Annotated in this window: 1 protein-coding gene; it reads left to right on the plus strand. The window is 70.1% G+C overall.

Translation table 11 applies throughout. The features are described from left to right. On the plus strand, nucleotides 1-425 hold a 425-nt coding region (locus tag SB753_RS34965; RefSeq protein WP_410804615.1), incomplete at its 5' end, for a substrate-binding domain-containing protein.

A 425-nucleotide genomic window follows, 5' to 3' on the forward strand; every position in this document is an offset into this window, starting at 1 on the left:
CTGCCTACGCGCGGGCGAACTGGGAACGCGAGCGCGGACTCGACGAGCTGCGCACTGCGGAGGCCGACGTCGAGATCATCGATGTGCCGTGCGGCCACGCCTTCGAAGACGGCTACGATTCCTGGCCGGCGCTGAAGGCGACCGGGGCCACGGCCGTGATCGCGTACAACGACGTCGTGGCACTCGGGCTTCTCGGCCGTCTCTCGGAAGAGGGGGTCTCGGTGCCGGGGGAGATCTCGGTCGCCGGCTTCGACGACATCCCCCTGGCCGGCTCGGTGTCGCCCTCGCTGACCACGGTGCAGCAGGACACTAAGCTGGCCGGCAGCCTGCTGGTGGACAGCCTGATCGCGCTGATCCGCGGCGAGGGCGCGGAAAGCCGGGCGATCCCGACCCAGCTGGTCCTGCGGGACTCTTCGCGGCGATAG

It is taken from the genome of Paraburkholderia sp. SIMBA_053 (assembly GCF_046534895.1).
GTDB lineage: Bacteria > Pseudomonadota > Gammaproteobacteria > Burkholderiales > Burkholderiaceae > Paraburkholderia > Paraburkholderia caledonica.